The 16,815-nt window shown below is 44.1% G+C and carries 13 protein-coding genes; 2 read left to right on the forward strand and 11 right to left on the reverse strand.

Annotation, left to right across the window (positions count from 1 at the left end):
* Positions 1-138: 138 nt before the first annotated feature.
* Positions 139-2,598 (forward strand): site-specific recombinase, encoded by a 2,460-nt coding sequence (locus B0682_RS03595; protein ID WP_078306700.1) that lies wholly within the window; start codon positions 139-141, stop codon positions 2,596-2,598.
* A 22-nt stretch (positions 2,599-2,620) separates the two neighbouring features.
* Here B0682_RS03595 and B0682_RS03600 read toward each other — a convergent pair whose 3' ends face one another.
* From B0682_RS03600 to B0682_RS03640, 10 genes are all read right to left on the reverse strand, one after another.
* Complete coding sequence (locus B0682_RS03600) at positions 2,621-3,268, reverse strand: metallophosphoesterase family protein (protein ID WP_240494836.1); 648 nt, start codon at positions 3,266-3,268, stop codon at positions 2,621-2,623.
* Positions 3,222-3,458 (reverse strand): metallophosphoesterase family protein, encoded by a 237-nt coding sequence (locus B0682_RS09610; RefSeq protein WP_240494837.1) that lies wholly within the window; start codon positions 3,456-3,458, stop codon positions 3,222-3,224. Before B0682_RS09610 ends, B0682_RS03600 begins: the two co-directional genes overlap by 47 nt.
* Positions 3,459-3,555: 97 nt before the next feature.
* Positions 3,556-4,305: an orotidine-5'-phosphate decarboxylase gene (gene pyrF / locus B0682_RS03605; protein WP_078307032.1), complete on the reverse strand. Its 750-nt coding sequence runs from the start codon at positions 4,303-4,305 to the stop codon at positions 3,556-3,558.
* Between the two features lie 143 nt (positions 4,306-4,448).
* Complete coding sequence (gene xthA, locus B0682_RS03610; RefSeq protein ID WP_078306701.1) at positions 4,449-5,270, reverse strand: exodeoxyribonuclease III; 822 nt, start codon at positions 5,268-5,270, stop codon at positions 4,449-4,451.
* Positions 5,271-5,308: 38 nt separating this feature from the next.
* Positions 5,309-5,968 (reverse strand): glutathione S-transferase family protein, encoded by a 660-nt coding sequence (locus tag B0682_RS03615; RefSeq protein WP_078306702.1) that lies wholly within the window; start codon positions 5,966-5,968, stop codon positions 5,309-5,311.
* Between the two features lie 30 nt (positions 5,969-5,998).
* Entirely contained in the window at positions 5,999-8,671 is a 2,673-nt protein-coding gene (gene gyrA, locus B0682_RS03620; protein ID WP_078306703.1) for a DNA gyrase subunit A, read from the reverse strand.
* Between the two features lie 269 nt (positions 8,672-8,940).
* Positions 8,941-9,291: a hypothetical protein gene (locus B0682_RS03625; protein WP_143823255.1), complete on the reverse strand. Its 351-nt coding sequence runs from the start codon at positions 9,289-9,291 to the stop codon at positions 8,941-8,943.
* 84 nt (positions 9,292-9,375) lie between these two features.
* Entirely contained in the window at positions 9,376-10,095 is a 720-nt protein-coding gene (locus B0682_RS03630) for a 1-pyrroline-5-carboxylate dehydrogenase (RefSeq protein ID WP_078306705.1), read from the reverse strand.
* A 77-nt stretch (positions 10,096-10,172) separates the two neighbouring features.
* The gene (putA, locus tag B0682_RS03635; protein ID WP_078306706.1) at positions 10,173-13,388 is read right to left on the reverse strand and encodes a bifunctional proline dehydrogenase/L-glutamate gamma-semialdehyde dehydrogenase PutA; all 3,216 of its coding nucleotides are present in this window, start codon (positions 13,386-13,388) and stop codon (positions 10,173-10,175) included.
* A 159-nt stretch (positions 13,389-13,547) separates the two neighbouring features.
* A complete protein-coding gene (locus B0682_RS03640) occupies positions 13,548-14,357 on the reverse strand; it encodes an enoyl-ACP reductase FabI (protein WP_078306707.1) in 810 nt (269 codons plus the stop codon).
* A 268-nt stretch (positions 14,358-14,625) separates the two neighbouring features.
* On the opposite strand from B0682_RS03640, the gene folE reads away from it, so the two are divergent.
* On the forward strand, positions 14,626-15,201 hold the full coding sequence (folE, locus tag B0682_RS03645; protein WP_078306708.1) for a GTP cyclohydrolase I FolE: 576 nt from the start codon (positions 14,626-14,628) through the stop codon (positions 15,199-15,201).
* A 181-nt stretch (positions 15,202-15,382) separates the two neighbouring features.
* Here folE and B0682_RS03650 read toward each other — a convergent pair whose 3' ends face one another.
* Complete coding sequence (locus B0682_RS03650) at positions 15,383-16,672, reverse strand: saccharopine dehydrogenase family protein (protein WP_240494838.1); 1,290 nt, start codon at positions 16,670-16,672, stop codon at positions 15,383-15,385.
* Positions 16,673-16,815 lie beyond the last annotated feature (143 nt).

The following is a 16,815-nucleotide window of genomic DNA, read 5'->3' on the forward strand; positions in this document are numbered from 1 at the left end:
GACATGTCGCTATCCATCAGCTGTCTGTGTTAAAATCCGTCAAGTTAAAATCTGCCAGGCTAACATTCGCCAACTTCTGTTTCTTAGGGCATGATTGATGATGATTGTGCCTTGTCTTTTTAATATTTGAGGTGACCCTTGGTTCAACAACCGTCACAAGATTTATATCAAATTTTGACCCACATATCTGCCTTATCAGAAATTCCTGAGCCATTTGCTCTAAAACGACTGATAGATGCCTTGCGTGTGCCAAAAAAAGAGCTTGAAGAATACTTACAAAGTGACGCATCTGAGAGCAAAAATAGCACAAATAAAGACCAAGACCCCAATCCTGCCAATCAAAAAATCCAAGAGCTGATTGACATTCTTAAAAAAAACCCAAAACTTGCCAGTGACTTGGCATTGTTCTGTTTAAATTTATTAAGTCAATATCGCCAATTACGCATGTACAGTGAGACAGGCATCGCTGTTGAGCATGAATTTTGGTACGGCATCAAAAAACTGCTTGGACATAAATTCATTCCGTTACTGCCTGATAAAGAATCGGTGACTGAACTGGTTGCCTATTTATTCAACAAACGTCATGATGGACGGTGGCTCAATAGCATTGACCAAGAATATTTTGACACGCTGACTGACCTTATCAGAATTGATGATGAACATCAGCATTTGGTTGCCACCAGCAAGAACCACATCTTAAACGCCATGGTATTTTTATCCTACCGCATCACCGCTTTAGGCCTTAACCCTGAACTGCTCAATCGTTATCCAGAACAGCTAAATTTCTCTTCTGCTTTTGTGGCATTGAATCAAGAGACGATAAAATTTGTCGATGACTATCGCAGTAAGCATCAGCTAGATGAGTTGCTTGACACTACCCCAGAGACCGATGCCGATTCAGCACCCCTATTGGTGATGGTTGAGCAGTGCGAAGACATTGCAACTTATATGGATAAACGCATCTATAAAACAGGGGTGTCTATCCGCATGACCAACTTGCTGATGCGACTTGAACAAAGTCTTGAGCGAATGAGAATTTTGGTTGCTTTATTGGCAGACCATCATAAAGAACGTGATAAAGGCATCGCACAAATGATGCAGGCATTGGTCAGCACCAGTCAAAACCGTTATAGCATTCGGTACTTATTGGAAGAAAATACACGCATTTTATCCAGAAAGGTCACCGAAAATTCAGGCATGGTTGGTGAGCATTACATCAGCACCGACAAACATGGCTACCATCAAATGTTCAAAAAAGCCGCCATCGGTGGGGTTCTGATTGCGTTTATGGCGACAATGAAAGTATTGGCATACAACATAGACCTTGCACCATTTGGACGCATGTTTATTAATAGCATGATTTATGGCTTGGGCTTTGTGCTTATCCACATCATTCATGGCACGGTTGCCACCAAACAGCCTGCCATGACTGCCGCCGCCATCGCCACCACCATTTCAGATGGCAAAGGTAAAGGCAAAGGCAAACGTCGTCATCAGCTGACCAAATTGTCTGAGCTGATTGTTGACATCATGCGTACACAGTTTATTGCCATCATGGGCAATGTGCTGGTTGCCATACCGCTGGCATTTGCCATCTCATGGGCTTGGCTATGGTACACAGGCAGTCCGATGATTAGCTTTGACATGGCAGACCATCTGTTGCACGAATTAAACCCTTTGCTGTCGCTTGCCATTCCACACGCTGCCATTGCTGGCATTTATCTGTTTTTGGCAGGATTGATAGCTGGATATTATGACAACATGGCGGTGTTTAACCAAATTGGTGAACGCCTTAAACGCCAATGGCTATTGGTTAAATTGTTACCTCAAGCTAAGGTTGAACGTTTGGGCGATTTTATCGAAGCCAACCTTGGTGCCATCATGGGTAACTTCTTATTTGGGGTGTTTTTGGGTTCAACCGCCACCATCGGCTACTTTTTAGGTTTGCCCTTGGACATTCGCCACATTGCTTTTTCTTCAGCAAATTTTGCTCATGGTATTTTTAATATGCCAGCACAAGATTTTACCATCAGCATCTTATTCATCAGTTTATTAGGCGTGGCATTGATTGGTTTGGCAAATCTTATGGTCAGCTTTTCGCTGGCTCTGATGGTGGCACTGCGTTCCAAAGATGTGCAATTTATGGAATGGGGCAGATTGTTTAAACAAATCATGGGACACTTTTTTACTCACCCAATGGACTTTTTTTATCCACGCACCCTACCCATGTCCTATGACAAAATCAACAACATGGGGCAACTTATCTATGAAGACCATCAACGCAAACAATCTGCTTATCCTTCATCGGTTGCCATGCGTCGGCTAAAACGTGAGCTGAATAAATCCAAAACCAATAAACCAACTGCCAATGCAACCACCACCAATGTGGCAAATGACAAAACCTTAATGGATGAAAAAGTTGCTCATCTGCAACAGCAAAAACAACAACCAAACGAAATCAAAAAAAATGGTGAAGAAAAAAGCAAATTGGCAGACTTAGGCAAAGCTGAAGAAAGGCTTAATGCAGAAAATCAATCAGAAAGTCAAAAAAATGAGCCAACAAAAAAGCAAGAAGTAAAAAAACAAGAAACAAAATAAGCAAAACAACAGACAGTCAAGCTTAAACCCTGACTGTCTTGTGCCAATCAAATACCAAGGACGTGCTACTGACCTCTCCCGGATAGGCTCTTGGGTTGACCACCACACGAGTGTTGCCCAATTGATAATCAAAGGCTTCATGGGTATGACCATGAACCCAAAGCTTTGGCGACCATGGCATGTGCATCCACGCTGACATATCACTGACAAACGCCGCATTACTGGATAAGCAACGATATTTATCCGACACGGATAAGGGGCTGACGCTATGATGCGTCATAACGATGGCAGTTTGACCGTCATCATGGGCTTGTTTTAACGCTTGTTTAAGCCAAGCACGTTGTTGTTGATGCAACATGACCGACATCTGTGGGGTGAATAAATTCAGTGTGTCATCTCCACAGTAAATACAACGATAATCTCGCATAAAACTTAAAGCGGTGTGTATGGTGTCATCAGTGCGTTGATACTGATAATCTGTCCAGAAGGTACAGCCCAGAATCCGCACTGAGCCAAAATCCACCGAACCACATTGTAAAAATCTGACTCCCTGATAAGACTGATGGGATTGACTGTCAAGGTCATCTATGCCAGTTAAGTTGTCATAACTTTGTAGCACCTTATCAAAGCTTAGCACATCTTGATAAAAGTACTTCGTGATTGCCTGCAATGGTGATGATGGGCTTGCCTAATCGCCGACTTTGCTCTTGTAACCATAACATGCCTGCATCACCATTGGCAGTATCCCCTGCCACCAAGATGACATCAGCGTCAGTCATGGGTATCTCACCCAATGGCAATTGCTGTTTGTCATGGCTGTCAATGTGTAAATCGGATAAAATCTGGCAAATCAACATCATCTCCCATCTGATTGCTTTTACGCTTTAATACATTTACGCTTTAATACATTTACGCTTTAATACATTTACGCTTTAATATATTCACGCTTTAATACATTCACGCTTTTATGCTTGCTAAAATCTGTTGCAACTTGGCAATTGGGTTATCCGCTCCTGTGATTGAGCGACCTATCACCAGATAATCCGCTCCATTGGTTATCGCATCGCTGGGGGTACAAATGCGTGCTTGGTCATCACAACTGTCTTCGGGCAAACGAATGCCGGGGGTAACCAGCTTAAATGTGCTGTCCACAACCTGTCTTAACATGACCGCTTCACGAGCTGAACATACCACCCCATCAAGCCCAGCATCTTGTGTCAGAATCGCCAATCGCTTGACTTGCTCCTCAATGGGCGTGTTGATGCCAAGTTCAGTCAAATCAGCTTGGGTCATTGATGTCAATACCGTAACTGCAATCAATAACGTGTCATACCCCCCTTTCATCAGTTGCTCTTTAGCAAGGCTCATGGCACGCCTACCAACATTGGCATGAACATTAACCATCCACACCCCCATCTCTGCTGCTGCCAATACCGCTTGGGCGGTGGTGTTGGGAATGTCATGAAACTTCAAATCCAAAAAAACCTCAAAACCCCGCTGGTGCAACGCCTTGACCACTTCTATCCCTGCATGGGTAAACAACTCTTTGCCAACTTTAACCCGGCAGAGCTTAGGGTCTAGGGTATCTGCTAATGACAATGCTGATGCTTGGGTGTTTTTATCAAGAGCGACAATAATTTTTGATGATGTCGTCAATGTTGCTGTTGTTAATGTTGCTGTTGTTAATGTTGCTGTTGTTAATGTCATTTGGGGTGGTTTGGTCTGACTAGACATGAGGGTTTGTTCCAAAATCTGATAAAAAAGATGATGACAAAGTCATCTCTCCAAACTTATTTTTTAATGTTATTTTTCAAAGTTGCTTTTTAATGCTACTTGGTTGCTTTTTAATGCTATTTGTCAAATTCAAAACTTGCCCAAATCGGCGCATGGTCTGATGGCCTATCCATTGCCCTTAAAGGATAGCTCACGCCAGCATTGGTACAAGCGTCCTTGATGTCAGATGTGCATAAAATATGGTCGATGCGAAGCCCACGTTTTGGTTCATCATCAAATCCTTTACTGCGATAATCAAACCAGCTAAACGTGTCATGAACATCAGGGTAATGCAAACGATAAGTGTCGTGCAAATCTGTTGCCAACAGCTTCTGATACCACTCACGCTCTTCTGGTAAAAATGAGCATTTGCCCTGTTTTAGCCAGCGTTTGGCATTCACCTCACCAATGCCCACATCTGCGTCGGTGGGTGAAATGTTCATGTCTCCCATGACAATTAAGGATTTACCCTCACTGATAAGCTTGGTGATATAATCAGTCAAACTGGCATAATACCAACGTTTCATTGGGTATTTTGTGGCATGTTTTTGGTTTTCACCTTGCGGAAAATAACCATTTAGCACATCTATTTGCTGACCATCAAAGTCATATCGGACATGGATAAACCGCTTTTGGGCAGCATCATCATCACCAATAAAGCCTTTTTGGACAAAAATGGGGGCAATTTTTGATAACAATGCCACACCATAATGTGCCTTTTGTCCAAAAAATTCCACATGGTAGCCCAGCTTTTGTACATCAGCCAGTGGAAACTGTGCATCATCAACTTTGGTTTCTTGTAGCCCAATCACGTCAGGGGCGATGCTGTCAGTCAGAGCCTTTAGTTGATGTTGTCTTGCTCGAATGCCATTGATGTTAAAACTCACAAAGCGTTGCATATCAAATCTCTTACTTACCCATTAAAACGCCAGCCCCATTAAAATGCCAGTCGCCCACCTTTTTTCACCGCTTGTTCAAAGGCAGGGCGACACTCACAACGATGCAACCAGTCTAAAATTTTTGGATACCCCTTAAGTGTGCCACCTGCCTGTAGAGCCACAGCAACAAAGTGCATTTGAATGTCCACCGCCCCAAATGTTTTCCCTGCAAACCACGCATGTTTTAACAAATGTTCTTCCATCAATTGACAAACCTTATTGATATTGCTGGTAATCATACGGCGTTCGACTTGTTTTTGTATGGCTTTGGCCATTGGTTTGATAACCCATGGTGATTCTGTGGCAACTTTGCTAAACACCAATCGCATCACCAAAGCAGGCATGGCAGTGGCTTCAGCAAAGTGAAGCCAAAAAGTATGATGCTTCCAATCATCGTCATTGTGAGGGGCAAGCCCTTTGTCATCATAATATTTGAGCAAATATTCGATGATGTAACCCGACTCTATCAATGTTTTGTCATCGACTTGCAAAATGGGGGCTTTGCCCATTGGGTGAATGTTTTGCAAGGCCTTGGGTGCTAAATATTCAGCCGTTCTTTGATAAAGGGTAAGTTCATATGGCAATCCCAATTCTTCTAATAACCATAAAATACGAAATGAACGAGAATTATTTAGATGATATAGATGTAAAGTCGTCATCAATCGGCTCTCTGTATATTGGCATCGTTGCTATTGTTGGCTATTGTTGACATCATTGACATTATCGTCAGCGGTACTGTGGCTGTCTGTGAGCAGACCATCAGCCTGAAGTGCTTCACTCAGCTCCATATCGTCTTCATCATCACATTCCACTCGTGCCATGGCAACCAGTTTTTCTTCTCCTGTTAAACGAATGAGAGTCACGCCTTGAGTATTGCGTCCTGCTTGTGCCACATCTTTGACGGGGGTGCGTACCAAAGTGCCTTTGTTTGAGATTAAGATGATGTCATCATTTTCATGCACTTTGGTGGCTCTGACCAAGTTACCATTCCGCACGCTGGTCTTAATGGCAATGACCCCACCACCACCACGGTTTTGAGCATTAAACTCTGACACCACAGTGCGTTTGCCAAAGCCATTTTCACACGCTATCAACAGCTCTTCGTCATCATCTTCGATGACCACCAACGACTTGATGGCATCATTGTCCTCAATTCGCATGCCACGCACACCTCGAGCAGTACGCCCCATACTGCGTACGTCATTTTCATCAAAACGGATTGCCTTGCCACTGGCAGAGAACAACATCACGTGCTGATTACCTGTGGTGATGCGAACACTGACCAATCTGTCATTGTCTTCTAACCCAATGGCTATCAAACCATTGGAGCGGATATTGCTAAATTGTTCAAGTGCCACTCGCTTAACCGTACCATTGGCGGTGGCAAAAAATACAAAACGACTGCCAACATCATCAATGGTCTGTGGTATGGGTAAAATGGCGGTAACCGCTTCATCAGCATTTAATGGCATTAGGTTGACCAGTGGGCGACCTCGGGAGCCACGGCTAGCAATGGGTACTTCAAAGCCTCGCAAACTAAACACCCGCCCTGAATCGGTAAAGCAAAGCACCGTGGCATGAGTCGATGTCACCACCAAATGGTCTATCACGTCATCTTCTTTCATGCTGGTGGCAGATTTGCCTTTGCCACCACGCTTTTGTGCCACATAATCTGCAATGGGCTGAGTCTTGGCATAGCCTGTGCGAGAGACCGTCAGTACCACCGTTTGTTCTGTTATCAAATCCTCACGGTTAAAATCTACCTTAGACTCAACGATGTCAGTACGACGCTTATCACCAAAATTATCTCGTATGGCAATCAGCTCATCTTTGATGACTTGCATCAGCTTATCAAAATCTGCCAATATCTGCTCAAGTTTGACAATCTGCTGTAAGATGTCTTGGTATTCATCGGTAAGTCTGTCCTGCTCAAGCCCTGTCAAGCGATGCAGCTGCATCTCTAAGATGGCATTGACCTGCTCAAGTGATAGGCGATAGCGTGAGTCTTCGTCAATCAAACCAAAGGGTTTGTTAGGGTCTTCGCCTTCGATAAATTCTGGACGCACCGCCACGCTGCCAGCAGCGGTTAGCATGGCAACCACGTTGCCTGATTGCCAAGTCTGGTTAAGCAAATTTTCTCTGGCTTGGGTGCGACTGGCAGATGTCTTGATGGTGGCGATGATGTCATCAATGTTTGCCAACGCCACGGTCAAACCTTCTAACAGATGCCCTCTGGCACGAGATTTATATAATTCATAAATGGTACGGCGTGTAACGACTTCTTGACGGTGATGCACAAAGGCACAGATTAAGCCACGCAAAGTCATCATCTTAGGCTGACCATTATCTAAAGCAACCATATTGATGCTAAAACTGGTTTGTAGTGGCGTTTGTAAAAATAAATTATTCACAATGACTTCTGCCACTTCACCACGACGCAACTCAATGACGATTCTTAGACCGTCTTTATCTGATTCATCACGAATTTCACTGATTCCATCTAACTTTTTATCTCGAACCAATTCAGCAATGCGTTCTATCAGTTTGGCTTTATTGGTTTGGTAAGGCACTTCGGTAAAAACGATGCGTTTACGATCTTTGTTTGCCCCTGTTTCGCCCATCGATTCAATGTGATGACGCCCACGAATGTGTAAGCGTCCCTTACCCGTCCGATAAGCATCAATGATGCCAGCTCGTCCATAGATGATGCCCCCTGTGGGAAAGTCAGGACCTAAAACATGCGTCATCAGTTCTTCATTACTGATTTGTGAATTCTCAGCATAGGCAAGGCAAGCATTAATCACCTCAGTCAGATTGTGCGGTGCCATGTTGGTTGCCATGCCCACAGCAATCCCCGTTGCCCCATTAATCAATAAATTAGGCACTCTGGCAGGCAACACACTGGGCATTCGCTCAGAGCCATCATAGTTATCTTCCCAATCCACTGTGTCTTTTTCAAGGTCAGCGAGCATCTGATGGGTAAGTTGGGTCATGCGCACTTCGGTGTAACGCATGGCAGCGGCTGGGTCGTCATCAATTGAGCCAAAATTACCCTGACCATCAACCATCGGATACCGCATGCTAAAATCTTGTGCCAACCGCACAATGGCATCATACACCGCCGTATCACCATGGGGGTGGTATTTACCGATGACATCGCCCACCACACGAGCGGACTTTTTGTAGGGTTTGTTATGGTCGTTGGACAATTCGTGCATGGCATACATGACACGGCGATGCACAGGTTTTAGCCCATCACGCACATCTGGTAATGCCCGTGAGACGATGACGCTCATCGCATAATCCATATAAGATTGTTTTAACTCATCAACAATGGCAATGGGGCTGACCGAACCACTCATAGATTCTCCTTAAACATCGCAACGGATACCAATGTTATCTGACAACTTCATCTAACAAAATCATCATCTGACCGTAACGACATCTGACAACATCGGCACATAATAGACCAGTCATTTTAACACAATTCACCTTATCACGCCTGATAAACTGATGATTTTACAAAATGCTGGCATCAAAACATAAAAAAAGCCCATCACTAAGATGGACTGTGGCAAAGAATTACCCACACTGACACTTGTTTATCAAAGCTGTTTATCAAAACCGTTAATCAAAACTGCCCAGCTGCCAGACGCAGTACTTCTGGCACGGTATTATCATTGTCAGCCTGTAAATAGCCACCAACAGGCTCAGGCTCATGCTGAATACTGTCGTTATCAAGCTGATTGTGCATGATTTGTAACAGATATTCAATATCTGCCCCTTCTTTAAAGTCAATTAGTTCGTTATCCATCAACAAACCAAAATCCACCTTACGAATGATGGCGGTACAGGCCTGCTGGCTAATACCGTCAGCACAATTTAACAACGTTAAAAATTGGCGGTTGCGACCGACAATGGGGCTTGGGAATTGAGCAAGCAATGCCTTGGCTTTATCGGTGCATTCGATGCTCTTTACCATAAGTTCACATTGGTTACAATCGGCTGTCATAAATAAAGAATTTGACATCATCATCGCCCCATCAATTCAAAAATAAAAACATTATCAGACCGTTTTAGTCTGTTCAACCTCAGTCTGTTCAACACTCATTTCTAACAAACTGGCATTACCACCGATGGCGGTGGTGTTGATGGTTTTGACTCGTTCGGTGGTAAATCTATGCAGATAATCAGGGTTAAACACATCGCTTAATCCTGCCAAGTCCGTCAAGGCTATCACTTGCGTCAACACGCCATCGGCTTGGCTCACTTGTGCTGCCACTTCTTTAACATCAAGGAGTGTGCCCGCCACAGCAACTTGAGCCAAGTTGTTCATCTGAAGCAGTACCTTAGTCTGTGAATCATTGGCAATGGTCAGCACATCTTCTGATATGCCCACACCATGCAAAATGTCCACCGCTTGTTGACAAAAATCTTGGTGAGTTGGGGCATGCAAATGCACTTCATTGCCTGTCAGCAGTCCTGCCAGCAACTGTGCCAATATGCTCATGGGGTGAGCAGATTCACAACCAACCACCAAGGTTTTACCACGAGCTTGAATATACAACTCATTCGACTCACCTGTCGCTCCTGCCAACATCACAGAATCATCAAGGTGCTTGCCCTGCTCTAGCAAATGGTTAAATACTTGCATTGCTGCCTTGTCATCATGAGTCAATGCTGACAGGGGTTCAAACGCATTCTTGAGTATGTCTGAACGAGCCTGAACGCTCATCAGTCGCCATGTTTCGCTTACATTACTTTGATTGATTTTAAATTGGGCCATGGTCGTTCTCTTTATTATCCTATCTGTCAATTTTTAATAACATACATTATAAAGTATTAATGACACACGTCATAAAACTACTTGGCTTGCCATTGCATCAGACGAGCCATATAATGTGGTCCGCCTGCTTTAGGCCCTGTGCCAGATAGCCCTGTGCCACCAAAGGGTTGCACATTGACCACCGCTCCGATTTGGTTACGGTTAATGTAGGTATTCCCCACCAACGCACGGCGTTCGATGCGGTCGGCAACTGTTTCGATGCGACTATGAATACCCATGGTCAGCCCATAGCCTGTGGCGTTGATGCTGTCGATAAGGCTGTCCAAATCTTGACTACGATAGCGTAAAACGTGCATAATCGGACCAAAATGCTCACCACCAATGACATCGATGTTGCTGACTTCAATGGCAGTTGGTGGCACAAACGTTGCTTGTTTTTGTGTTGATGCGTTTTGTGTTGATGTGGTGGCGTTGGTTTGAGCATTGATTTGGGCATTGACATTGGCTTGAGCAATCAGCTTGGCAGTTGGTTCACTTTTCATACGCTCAATATGATCCAGCAAACTTTCTTGAGCTTCCATGTCAATGACAGGCCCCACATCGGTGGTTACTTGGCTTGGATCACCCACCACCAGCTCTGCCATGTTTCCTTGTAACAACTCAATGATGCCATCAGCAATCTCATCTTGCACACACAAGATGCGACAAGCAGAACAGCGTTGTCCTGCTGACCCAAAGGCAGACATCACCGCATCACGCACCACTTGCTCTGGCAAAGCGGTGGAGTCCACAATCATGGCATTTTGACCACCCGTTTCAGCGATTAATACGGGCAGTTTTGGTTTGTCATTATTTAACGCTGATTTGTGCAAACTTTGGTTAATCAGCTGAGCTGTCTGAGTAGAGCCAGTGAAAATCACCCCGTCTATTTGTGGTGAGCCAGTCAACGTTGCCCCCACATCACCAGCACCCAACACCAACTGTAACGCTGATTTTGGCACGCCTGCTTGGTGCATAAGCTTGGCGGCAAAATAAGCAATTAAGCTGGTCTGTTCAGCAGGTTTTGCCACCACGGTATTGCCTGCCATTAAAGCGGCGATGATTTGTCCTGTGTAGATGGCTAATGGGAAGTTCCATGGGCTAATACACACCACCGTGCCTAAGGCAAATCGTTTTTGCTGATGATGTTGTCCTGTCAAATCAACAAATTCATTGACATCATCACCAATGCGTTCAATTTCGTTGGCATAAAAGCGACAAAAATCCACCGCTTCTCTTAATTCATCGATGCTGTCTTGTATGGTCTTACCCGCTTCATGATGGCACAACGCCATAAATTCAGCATAATTGTCTTCATACAATGTTGCCACTTGTCTGGCAATATTGGCACGCTCGACAATTGGTGTTTCTGCCCACGCTTGTTGCCCTTGCACTGCCACATCAATGGCGGTCTTGGCAATATCAGCATTGGCAAACCGTGCTTGCCCAACATGATGGCTACGGTCATAAGGAGCAGTGATTGTTATGACATCGTCGCTTGATTGAACATCTTCGCCATTGACCAAGCTATTGGCTTGCCATTGCGTTTTGGCAAACGCATCAATGGCTTGCTTAAACGGTTGCCACTGCGACTCAATGAAAATATTAGGCCCAACACTGGCTTGACGGTCAGGATACATATCAATGGGCAGTGGGATTTTGGGATTATGCAAAGTGGCATGTGCCGTTAGCTTATCAAAGGGGTGTACGGTCAGCTTATCAATCGGATAAGACTTATCAAGCAGCTGATGCACAAAAGAGCTGTTTGCCCCATTTTCTAATAAGCGACGCACCAAATATGGCAACAAATCTTTGTGAGCACCCACAGGCGCATAAATACGGACAGGGATTTGATAAGCTTGTAAAATGTGGTCATATAAAGCATCACCCATGCCATGCAGACGTTGGAACTCAAAGTTTTTATGCGTACTCATGGTCATGACTGATGCCAACGTATGGGCATTGTGTGTGGCAAATTGTGGCCAAATCAGCCCTTGCAAATGCTCTGATAATAAAAATCTGGCACATGCCAAATAGGCGGTGTCTGTGCCTTCTTTTCGTGTCCACACAGGATAGCCTGATAAGCCTTTTTGTTGGGCCAATTTGATTTCACTGTCCCAATACGCCCCTTTCACCAAACGCACAGGAATGCGTTTGCCATGCGTTTTGGCAAGACTTGCCAGCCAAGCCAACACGGCAATGGCACGTTTAGAATACGCTTGCACCACGATGCCAAGTCCGTCCCAATCTTGTAAGATGACATCGGTATAAAGGGCTTCAAATAATTTTAAAGATATCTCCAAGCGGTCAGCTTCTTCAGCATCGATACTAATATCCACGTTGACTTCTTTGGCAGCTTCAATAAGGAGCAAACAGCGTTGCTTAAGCAAACCTAATACCTGTGCTTCTTGGGTGGCTTCATAACGTGGGTGCAAAGCAGACAGCTTAATAGACACGGACGGCTTGGGCATGCCATCATTAACTTTGATGTTGGCAACGGATTTGACAGCATGCAAATAGTCATTAAAATACTTTTCAGCATCTTTGTTAGTGATGGCAGCTTCACCCAACATGTCAAACGAATAAGTATAACCCTTGTTACGATACGACTGGCTGTTTTTATGGGCTTTTTCGATGCTTTCACCCAACACAAACTGATGCCCCATGATTTTCATGGCTTTTTGCATGGCACTGCGAATGACTGGCTCACCCATTTTTTTGGTCATTTTATCCAAAAAGCCTGTGGCGGTGGTGTCTTTATCGATACTCACCACTTTACCCGTCATCATCAAGCCCCAAGTTGACGCATTGACCATAAAAGCGTTATCGTCTTTTAGGTGTTTTTTCCAATCTGCCACGCTCATCTTATCACGGATAAGTGCATCAGCGGTGGCATTATCAGGCACTCTGATTAAGGCTTCTGCCAAGCTCATCAATAAGATGCCTTCTTTGGTGTCTAAACTGTACTCCAATAACAGCGAATCAACCATTTTGACCGCATCACCATTTTGACGCACATGCTCAACCAATTGATGCGTTTGGGTGGCAATTTGTTGTTTCTCAGCATCAGACGGCTTGGCAAGTGGCAACAATTCACGCATGAATGTCGACTCATCGACACTGTATAACGGTGATATCAACTTAAATAAGGCATGACTTTGCTGATTGATGTGGTCAGGATTGAGCAGTTCTGTGGGTTTAAAGCCAATGGGATTGCTGGGTAAAAAAGGGGTTAATGGGTGGGCAGATTTCATCGTTTATCCTTATTAAAATGGTTGCCCTATTATAGGGTGATGCTGGGCTTAAAGATAATGCACAGGCTTATCTTATCATAAGTCTGTGATGAAAAAATAGAGCCAATGGTAGGGTAATGGCAGGGAATTGTAGCCACAAAGACAACCCATCAATACACCCTAATCATCTGTATCTGCCAACTGTAACAACTGCTCACTCATACCAACGGTATTGACCCCTGCATCAACAAACAAAATCTCACCTGTAATGCCTGATGCCCAAGGTGATAGCAAAAACAACGCCGCATTACCCACTTCTTGCTGACTGACATTGCGTTGTAATGGGGCAATTTTTTCATTAATGTCCAACAGTTTACGAAAAGATTTGATGCCACTGGCTGCCAAGGTGCGAATAGGACCTGCTGAGATGGCATTTACTCGTATCCCTTCACCACCTAATGACACCGCCAAATAGCGAACGCTTGCCTCAAGGCTGGCTTTTGCCATGCCCATGACGTTATAGTTAGGCAAGACCGAAATACTGCCTTCATACGTCAACGTTAACAATGAACCTTGACGCTTGGCAAGCAGTGGGCGAGCAACTTTAGCAAGCGCAACAAAGCTATAACTTGAAATGTCGTGTGCCACTTGTGAGCCTTCACGAGTCGTCACATGAGTAAAATCACCATCTAACTGGTCGGCAGGTGCAAAACCAATGGCATGCACCACCCCATCAATGCCATCTCCCCAATGACTGGCAATCTCATTAAAGCAAGCGGTGATGGACACATCACTGGCGACATCACACTCAATCACCTTATCTGCGTCAAAAGCATCGGCCGCCATGTCCACTCGCTTTTTGATTTTGTCATTTGGATAAGTGAGTATCAGCGACGCCCCTTCACGGTGTAGGGATTCGGCGATGCTCCAAGCAATGGATAGTTTACTGGCGATGCCCGTTACCACAAATCGTTTACCTTGTAATAGCATGAATTCTTCCTTTTGACTATAATAGCAGGTTTTAAAAATAGCAGGTTTTAAAAATAGCAGGTTTTAAAAATAGCAGGTTTTAAATAATAAGCTGTTTTGGTTAAGCCATTTTAGTATTCGGCCATTTAGTATAGTGCAAATGGCAAATAAATGCACAACTGTAAACTTAATTTTTGCAACATAAAAGATGACCTGTTAGTCGGCAATCAAAATTCGTCGCTAACCAAAGCGATGTTTTGCTTAGGTCATTTTTGGCTTTAGGTATTTTATGACACACACCGAACACCCCAATGCGTTTTTGTACAGTCAATTAATTGAATCCACCAGCGAAGATTTGTCTCGAGCAGGGCTAATCGATACCCCCGTAAGAGCAGCCAAAGCATTTGACTATCTGACGCAAGGCTATAACCAAACCCTAACAGAAGTGAGCAACAACGCCATTTTTCCTACCGACAATGATGAGCTGGTACTGGTACAAAACATTGAATTTTATTCAATGTGTGAGCATCATTTATTACCATTTTATGGGGTTGCACATGTGGGCTATTTACCCAATGGTAAGGTACTTGGGTTATCTAAGGTCGCTCGCATCATCGACATGTACGCCAGACGCTTACAAATCCAAGAAAATCTAACCAAACAGGTCGCCGAAGCCATCAATGAACTGACTGACTGCCGTGGCGTGGCGGTGGTGATGGACGCATCACACATGTGCATGATGATGCGTGGTGTGTCCAAACAAAATTCCACCACTCGCACCCATGCGATGCTTGGTGATTTTGTGACTGATAAGGCAGCTCGTCAAGAGTTTTTGGCGGTTGTGCCAACACAACAAGCGATTTAATAACAACCGATTTAATATCGATGGATAATAAATCTCTTGCAAAAATCATAATACATTCTCAAAATTAACAATACCTTTTGGGTGAAAGAAGTCTATTGGGATTCAGTGTAAAATCTTGACCATAAAAAACCCACCACATGGTGGGGTTTTATCCTGAAAAAATTCACAAAATATCGCCCATTTAGTAAGACAATACCCTATCTCCGTGGTCATCTTTAATCCGAGTGGGTAAACCAATGTCATTGAGCAAGTTGATAAATGGTTTGGGGTCTAGCTCTTCAACATTGACCATACGCTGTACGTCCCATTCCCCTGTTGCCACCAGCATGGCAGCAGCGACAGCTGGCACGCCTGCGGTGTAGCTGATGGCTTGACTGCCCACTTCTTCAAACGCTTCTTTGTGGTCAGAGACATTATAAATAAATATTTCAGCAGGTTTGCCATTGATTTTGCCTTTGATTTTATCACCGATGCACGTTTTTCCTGTGTAGTTAGGGGCAAGCGAACTTGGATCAGGCAGTACCGATTTAACCACTTTTAATGGCACAATTTCTTGTCCTTCAGCGGTCATCACAGGTTGTTCTGACAACAGTCCAAGATTATTGAGTACTGAGAACACATTCATATAATGCTCACCAAAACCCATCCAAAAGCGAATATTAGGTACTTGTAAATTAGCAGATAGTGAATGCACTTCATCATGCCCGCTTAAGTAGCTGTCTTGTATGCCAACCACAGGCAAATCATCGGTACGCTTAACCTCAAACATGTTATTTGAATGCCATTGGTCATCTTGCCAAGAATACACAGTTCCTGTAAATTCTCTAAAGTTAATTTCAGGATCAAAGTTAGTGGCAAAATATTTACCATGATTACCATCGTTAATATCAATGATGTCAATGTCAGTAACTGACCCTTTATCCATCATGTCATGACCAATGCGGGCGTAAGCATTGACCACACCAGGGTCAAAACCTGCTCCCAAGATGGCAGTAATTTTGTGCTTAGCACAGCGGTCTCGGCGTTTCCATTCATAGTTAGCGTACCAAGGTGGGTCTTCACAAATTTTGCTTGGGTCTTCGTGAATGGCGGTATCGATGTATGCCACGCCTGTTTGAATACAGGCTTCTAATACGGTCATGTTGATAAATGCCGTACCAACGTTGATGACAATTTGTACGTTCAGCTGTTGTATCAGCTCCTTTAGGGCAGACACGTCCATGGCATCAATTTCATGCGTGTGTAAGACAGCAGGCAGTTTAAAGCTGTCTTTTTTTACGATGCTATCGTAAATGGCATCACACTTTGATAATGTGCGACTGGCGATGTGTATTTCGCCCAATATGTCATTATTCATGGCACATTTGTGGGCAACCACTTGTGCCACACCACCTGCACCGATGATGAGTACATTTTTTTTATGGGATTGATGAGCAGTCATGATGGGGCATCCTCCTTGGTGTGCCATCATGACCAAACCTTGACTGTGGGCGTTGGTATGTGATTGGCACGGATGAATTTTGTGTGTCCATTAAAAAGGAAGACTAAGGAAAACAGACACACCCGTTAAGTTTAAGAGATGTGCTGGCACACCTCAATGAGTCATGCTTAATG

This window comes from Lwoffella lincolnii (assembly GCF_002014765.1).
Lineage (GTDB): Bacteria > Pseudomonadota > Gammaproteobacteria > Pseudomonadales > Moraxellaceae > Psychrobacter > Psychrobacter lincolnii.

What these genes read in the sequence shown, in the direction of transcription:
- B0682_RS09610 (WP_240494837.1), bottom strand. Translation starts at nt 3,458, where the DNA reads ATGATGTTGATTTGCCAGATTTTATCCGATTTACACATTGACAGCCAT.
- pyrF (WP_078307032.1), bottom strand. Translation starts at nt 4,305, where the DNA reads ATGACATTAACAACAGCAACATTAACAACAGCAACATTAACAACAGCA.
- xthA (WP_078306701.1), bottom strand. Translation starts at nt 5,270, where the DNA reads ATGCAACGCTTTGTGAGTTTTAACATCAATGGCATTCGAGCAAGACAA.
- B0682_RS03615 (WP_078306702.1), bottom strand. Translation starts at nt 5,968, where the DNA reads ATGACGACTTTACATCTATATCATCTAAATAATTCTCGTTCATTTCGT.
- gyrA (WP_078306703.1), bottom strand. Translation starts at nt 8,671, where the DNA reads ATGAGTGGTTCGGTCAGCCCCATTGCCATTGTTGATGAGTTAAAACAA.
- B0682_RS03625 (WP_143823255.1), bottom strand. Translation starts at nt 9,291, where the DNA reads ATGGTAAAGAGCATCGAATGCACCGATAAAGCCAAGGCATTGCTTGCT.
- B0682_RS03630 (WP_078306705.1), bottom strand. Translation starts at nt 10,095, where the DNA reads ATGGCCCAATTTAAAATCAATCAAAGTAATGTAAGCGAAACATGGCGA.
- putA (WP_078306706.1), bottom strand. Translation starts at nt 13,388, where the DNA reads ATGAAATCTGCCCACCCATTAACCCCTTTTTTACCCAGCAATCCCATT.
- B0682_RS03640 (WP_078306707.1), bottom strand. Translation starts at nt 14,357, where the DNA reads ATGCTATTACAAGGTAAACGATTTGTGGTAACGGGCATCGCCAGTAAA.
- folE (WP_078306708.1), top strand. Translation starts at nt 14,626, where the DNA reads ATGACACACACCGAACACCCCAATGCGTTTTTGTACAGTCAATTAATT.
- B0682_RS03650 (WP_240494838.1), bottom strand. Translation starts at nt 16,672, where the DNA reads ATGATGGCACACCAAGGAGGATGCCCCATCATGACTGCTCATCAATCC.